The 6167-nt window shown below is 45.5% G+C and carries 6 protein-coding genes; 4 read left to right on the plus strand and 2 right to left on the minus strand.

All coding sequences use genetic code 11. From position 1 onward, the window contains the following. The 4 genes from RMO52_RS05745 to RMO52_RS05760 form a co-directional block, all read left to right on the plus strand. A partial coding sequence (locus RMO52_RS05745) for a cyclic nucleotide-binding domain-containing protein (RefSeq protein WP_310411756.1) occupies window positions 1–808 on the plus strand: 808 nt, incomplete at its 5' end. A gap of 210 nt (window positions 809–1018) precedes the next feature. Next, on the plus strand, window positions 1019–1393 hold the full coding sequence (locus RMO52_RS05750; protein WP_310411759.1) for a diacylglycerol kinase: 375 nt from the start codon (window positions 1019–1021) through the stop codon (window positions 1391–1393). A gap of 94 nt (window positions 1394–1487) precedes the next feature. Beyond that, on the plus strand, window positions 1488–1853 hold the full coding sequence (locus RMO52_RS05755) for a Rieske 2Fe-2S domain-containing protein (protein WP_310411762.1): 366 nt from the start codon (window positions 1488–1490) through the stop codon (window positions 1851–1853). Window positions 1854–1947: 94 nt separating this feature from the next. After that, complete coding sequence (locus tag RMO52_RS05760; RefSeq protein ID WP_310411766.1) at window positions 1948–3420, plus strand: MFS transporter; 1473 nt, start codon at window positions 1948–1950, stop codon at window positions 3418–3420. Between the two features lie 124 nt (window positions 3421–3544). Here RMO52_RS05760 and RMO52_RS05765 read toward each other — a convergent pair whose 3' ends face one another. Both RMO52_RS05765 and RMO52_RS05770 read right to left on the minus strand, forming a co-directional pair. Beyond that, window positions 3545–4741 carry a serine/threonine-protein kinase gene (locus tag RMO52_RS05765; RefSeq protein ID WP_310411769.1) on the minus strand — a complete coding sequence of 399 codons (1197 nt, stop codon included), beginning with the start codon at window positions 4739–4741 and terminating at the stop codon, window positions 3545–3547. 192 nt (window positions 4742–4933) lie between these two features. Continuing rightward, window positions 4934–6167 (minus strand): YfbK domain-containing protein (locus tag RMO52_RS05770; protein ID WP_310411772.1); only part of this gene is annotated, 1234 nt, incomplete at its 5' end.

The following is a 6167-nucleotide window of genomic DNA, read 5'->3' on the forward strand; positions in this document are numbered from 1 at the left end:
CGCTATCTATCTTGCCCAAAAATTAGGCAATTTAGATCCGGTATTTTTGATGGAAATATTAGAGTCAGCATATTGGAAAAAACGACTGCATCCAGAAATAATTGAAAAGCTCAGACCATTATCAGGACTCACAAATACCTGTGCGATCGACTACTCAAGTGAAGAAACTCTCAACTCTCTATCACCATTACTCAACGATCGTAATCCCCTCATTCAAACAGCTTGTCTGTATATTACCGCCCAACTCGCTCTCGATCGCTCTCAAACAATCTCCCGTAATTATACCGATCCTCAAAACTCACCCTTGGTTAATGAAACCGTCAAAATTATCTTGTCAGCATCTACACAATGCCCATCGTTAAAGACATTTGCCTTGTTAGAAAAAGTGGTGCATCTATTTAATAGCGACTTCTTTAACCGGATTCATAGTGAAACATTAATCGCACTATCCGAACGTGCCGAATTTAGAACCTTTACCGATGATGAAGTGATTACCGAAGCTGGCGATACCTGTCGCGAACTCCTGCTATTAATTGAAGGAAATGCACATATTCTCTACCACCTCCCCAACCAAGAAGTACGGATCGAGCAACTCAAATTAGGACAAACACTCGATGAATTAGAAGTTTTGGCACATAGCGAATCCAACAATACGATCGTGGCTAAAGGCGATTTTACCCGTATTTTAGCAGTGCCAGTTAATGCCTTTGACGATCTGCTCGATCGCGATCGAGATTTTGCACGGCGCGTATTAGAACTCGAAAGTCGTCAGTTACAAAGATTTATGCGATCGCTGCAAACTATCTAAGCTACTTTATAGAATGCCTACGATTGAAATCGTGGCTAATGTTGCAAAGTCCGCCTACGCGGACTGATATATATTTAGTCCGCGTAGCGGCGCACGCTCGTCGGGTTTCCCGACGGTTTAGTGCGATAAGACAGGCGGACTTCGTATCACGAGCAGCTGGGGTTATAGGTAACAACTACTTAGATGATTATTATTTGGGAGTATCGATCCATGTCGAGAAAGTACAGTACTCCTGGCTATCATCCGATTAAAAAAATAAAAGTTATTCTCAAAGGTTTGCATATTGCCGTCATCACGGATTTTAGTGTTGCCTACAAACTAGCATTATCGCTCCCGATCGCCATCGGTGCGATCGCGTTTCATAAATGGGTCGATTTGACATTGATACTATTAGCAACTGGTATGATGTTACTAGGCGAATTATTCAACAGTGCGATTGAAATCTTGTGTGATTTTGTCGAATCGCAACAAAATCCCCAGATTGGCGCGATTAAGGATATCGCCGCTGCGGCTGCGGGGATTGGGATCTTTGTGTGGATAGCGATCCTGATTATCGAAGGGATTCAGCTCCTGACAATTGTATAGAAATGCGCGATCGCGGCGATATTTCGCAAATTGCGCTTAACATCCTGGTAGGCTAATCATACTAGTTTAACAATCGCACATTTATTATTGCCCCATGAAAACTGTTTCTGTAGCTACCACCAGCCAAATTAAAGAAGGTGAATTACTAGCTGTTAAAGTCGAGAACCAGAAAGTAATCTTGACGAAAATTGATGACAAAATCTATGCCGTTGAAAATAAATGCCCGCACTTGGGGATGCCACTAGCCAAAGGGAAAGTGTGCGATCGTGCGGTAACATGTCCTTGGCATGGTGCGAGTTTCGATCTGACAACTGGTGAAAATGTCAAGTGGGTCGGTTCGTTTGCGGGAATTCCCCTGCCAGAATGGTCGCATCAAGTGCTCAGCCTGGGCAAGTCAGCTCAAAGTATTCCAACATATCCCGTCACTATTCAAGGCGATGAAGTCTCGATTTCGATCTAGAAGTCACCTTGGGACTATTGTTTCTAACAGCCCTAAAAATTCAGGTTAGAGAGAAGATATGATGATGTCAGATTTTTCTCTCCTTCCCCTTCATATGACTGATTCCCCACCCGAAATCGACGACTCGCCATCTGACAAACTACCGCCATCATCCACCATCGGTAAAATGAATTTTGCGACCAAACTCGCCTATGGAGCGGGAGATGCGGGGGCGGCAATTACGTCGATTTTACTGTTATCTTATCTGTCGCCCTTTCTGACGGATGTCGCGCATTTATCGCCGGGATTGGCGGGACAAAGCCAACTAGTCGGCAAGTTTTGGGATGCAGTCAACGATCCGATGGTGGGCGTATTGAGCGATCGCGGGCAGCTTTTTAGCGATAAGATCCGCAAACGATGGGGCAGGCGTTATCCGTGGATGCTCTGGGGGGCGATTCCATTTGGGCTATTCTTTGCCTTACAGTGGATCGTCCCATTTCCCGAGACCAATCAATTAGGTTTATTTGCCTTTTATACCTTAATTTCGATCTTATTTAATACCTTTTTTACAGTCGTAAATTTACCCTATACCGCCCTTACCGCCGAACTCACCGCAGATTATAACGAGCGTACCAGTTTGAGTACGTTTCGGTTTACATTTTCGCTCGGGGGTAGCATTGTCGCTCTCCTCATCGCTCGGACGATTTTTCAACAGCCTTTAGATCCTGCTACCCAATATCTCACGATCGGCACGATTTGTGCCGTGCTATCGGTATTCCCGTTGTTCTGGTGCGTCTTCGGTACCATTCGCCGCGCGAAAGCCGTCGCCGCAGAGCATCCAGCGGAACTGGAGCCAGTGATGATGCCCATGCGGGAGCAATTACGCTTGGTATTTACCAATCGTCCCTTTCTACTCGTCGTTGGGATTTACCTCTGCTCCTGGTTTAGCCTCCAATTGACGGCAGCGATTATTCCCTATTTTGTCGTCAGTTACATGGGCTTGAAACAAGCAGATTCGCCGTTAGTGATTTTAGCCGTGCAGGGGACGGCGTTGGCGATGCTCTCGGTGTGGAATGCCATCAGTCAAAAGGTGGGCAAAAAAGTCGTCTACTTTGTCGGAACGGGGTTCTGGATCGTCGCTCAATTGGGGTTATTTTCGCTTCAGCCCGGTCAAACTACGCTGCTGTATATATTTGCAGTTATGGCTGGTTTAGGGGTGTCTACGGCTTATCTAGTACCCTGGTCGATGTTGCCCGATGTCATTGAGCTAGACGAACTCCGCACGGGACAACGCCGCGAGGGGATTTTTTATAGTTTTATGGTGTTCTTGCAAAAAATCTGTCTGGGATTAGCAGTTGCCGGGGTATTACAAAGTTTAGAGCGGACGGGTTATCGGCTCCCTACTGCTGACATCCCGATACCGATTCAACCTGTGGCAGTATTGGACGCTATTCGACTGTCGATCGGCCCAATTCCGATACTATCGCTAATCTGCGGTTTAGTTTGTGCTTATTTTTACCCGATTACCCGCGAAATGCACCAACAGATCGTTTTACAACTACAGGAACGTCGCGAGCAGCAGAATTGAGAATTAGTAATTGATACTACCGATAATTCCAGCGGTTAGAAACCGCCGCTCAGAGCGCAAAGGCCGCCTACGCGGACTGATTAACCAGTCCGCGTAGGCGGACTTTGCATCACTAGCCCCGATTTCAATCGGAGGCTGTCTTGTCTGGCAAGTTAGCTTCACGGAGATCGGTACTAGTTAAATTAGCCCCATGCCACATCGCATCAGTCAGATTTGCACCACGCAAACTCGCCCCTCGCAGATCGACATCGCGCAGATCTGCACCAGTCAGATTGGCACCTGCAAAGTCATAGCTTTGTAAATTTTGCCCCCGTAAATTGATGCCTGTTAGATTACAACCAGGACAGCCTTTATCGGCTTGTAATTGGGCAATAGAGATTGAATTTGCCGACGGTGAAATTGAGTGCTGCCCGATTGGTACGATCTGTTTGTGAATTACTGATAATCCAATCAGTGCGAGTACACCCAATCCAATTAATTTTGGTTGAAATCTGGGAGGTTCGATCGCCCGATCGAGCGTATGCAGTGCAGTCAAAGCAGTCTGGGCATCTGGATAACGAGCATCGGGATTTGGGTCGGTAATTTTGGTCAGCCAAGCTAAAAAACTGGATGGTAAATGCCCTAAATGTGTTGGCAAATCTAAGCGATAGTTGTGGTCGATCAGTCGATCGATCTCTGTCGATTTATACTTTGTTAATAAACAGACTAAAGTCACACCTAAACTATACAAATCCGATGCTTTAGTCAAGGGACGATTGAATAACTGTTCGGGTGGCATAAAACCCAGCGTCCCTTTTATCGTGCTGCTAGCAGTCAGCTCGGGATGATTATTGCGGGCAAATCCAAAATCGATAACATAGACATCGCGATCGTCAATTAGGATATTTTCTGGCTTGAGATCGCGATGAATAATTGGTGGTTGCTGCTGCTGTAAGTAAATTAATACCTCTAAAATATCGATCGCGATTTGCTTGACTTCATCGAGGGTGAAATTTCGTCCCGAACCAGTCAAGATCGTTCCCGACTTGTATTCCTGCGCCAAACAAAAGCCCGTTGGTGTTTCCCACGAGGTTAAATATTTAGGAATGCGCGGATGATTGAGTTGTTGCAGTAGCTCGACTTCGCGCTGATAAGCATCGTAATCACTCCAAGTATTGCCAGTAGTCGCAAACTGAAATTGCTTGATAACTACAGGTAGATTGCTATTGAGATCCTGAGCTAGATAAGTAACTCTACCACCATAAACATTTTGACCCAATACTCGATCGATCTGATAGCCTTGGGCTGATAAATTTAGAAAATTTTGGTTGTAATGATTCATCTCGCCATCTGATTTAATTTTCTTCTATCTAAGAGGGTGTTTGAAAAGTCTAATTGCTTCGTTCATGGTGGGTAAATCCCCCTAATCCCCCTTAAAAAGGGGGACTTTCGGATCCGGTTCCCCCCTTTTTAAGGGGGGCTAGGGGGGATTGCTAGGGTTTGCGAGTGCTAATCTGTACTTTTCAAACATCCTCTAAGATTTAGTAAGTTTTTTACTCTTCTCAACCAACCGAATAAATTCCGCTCGATAACCATCGAGATCGGCACCCTTCGATTGATTTGCCAACTCTAATACGCTCCCAAAATTACTACTGCCCTTATAAGGAGAATTGCGTAAATTCATCCCATAAGCCGTCACAGCCGCCGCGAACTTGAGATTATTAGAAGCTGTATCGATCGGTTGGGCGATCGAGTTTTCTACCTTGCCAGTTAAGAGTTCGGAAGTATCCGATTTAGGAGCCTTATAGCGCAGGCGGACTTGCATCAATTCGGTACTATTAGCTGCAATTCGAGTCTCCTGATCCGCCGCAGTTCGATCGACAGGTGTTGCAAATTTGAGATCGGTTTTCACGCCCACCGGAATCACCTCATAGAGGGCTGTAACCGCGTGTCCGGCTCCCAGCTCACCAGCATCTTTGTTATCATCCTTGAAATCTTTATTCTCTAGGACGCGATTCTCATAGCCAATCAGCCGATATGCTTGGACTAATTTGGGATTGAATTCGACTTGGATTTTGACATCTTTAGCGATCGTCAATAAGGTCGAGCCAAATTCTTTCACCAAGACCTTTTTGGCTTCCATGATATTATCGATATAGGCATAGTTACCATTACCTTTATTGGCTAACTGTTCCATTTTGGCATCCTTAAGATTGCCCATTCCTAAACCGAGCACGGTGAGAAAGATATTACTCTTACGTTCTTTCTCGATGAGTTTAACCAAACCATCATCACTATCAACGCCGACATTAAAGTCGCCATCCGTTGCTAAAATTACGCGATTATTACCAGCTTTGAGAAAGTTTTCCCGCGCCACTTTATAAGCCTGAATAATTCCTTCCCCGCCAGCAGTCGAGCCGCCAGCTTCTAATTTATCCAGCGCTGCAATAATTTTACTTTTCTCATTACCAGGGGTGGAGGGCAAAACTAAGCCAGCACTACCAGCATATACGACAATCGCGACTCGATCGGTCGGGCGGAGTTCGTTGACTAATAACTTGAGCGAAGCTTTGAGTAAGGGGAGTTTATTGGGTTCTTCCATCGAACCAGAAACATCGAGCAGGAAGACTAAGTTATTCGGCGGTAACTTTTCCATACCAATTTTTCTCCCTTGCAAGCCAATTTGCACGAGTTTATGCTGGGGATTCCACGGTGCGGTAGCAACCTCAGTATTAATCGAAAATGGTTTATCTCCCGTCGGTTGGGGA

Source organism: Chamaesiphon sp. OTE_8_metabat_110, from assembly GCF_031382685.1.
GTDB lineage: Bacteria > Cyanobacteriota > Cyanobacteriia > Cyanobacteriales > Chamaesiphonaceae > Chamaesiphon.

Coding starts and splice junctions, on each gene's coding strand:
- RMO52_RS05750 (WP_310411759.1), top strand. CDS start 1,019: ATGTCGAGAAAGTACAGTACTCCTGGCTATCATCCGATTAAAAAAATA.
- RMO52_RS05755 (WP_310411762.1), top strand. CDS start 1,488: ATGAAAACTGTTTCTGTAGCTACCACCAGCCAAATTAAAGAAGGTGAA.
- RMO52_RS05760 (WP_310411766.1), top strand. CDS start 1,948: ATGACTGATTCCCCACCCGAAATCGACGACTCGCCATCTGACAAACTA.
- RMO52_RS05765 (WP_310411769.1), bottom strand. CDS start 4,741: ATGAATCATTACAACCAAAATTTTCTAAATTTATCAGCCCAAGGCTAT.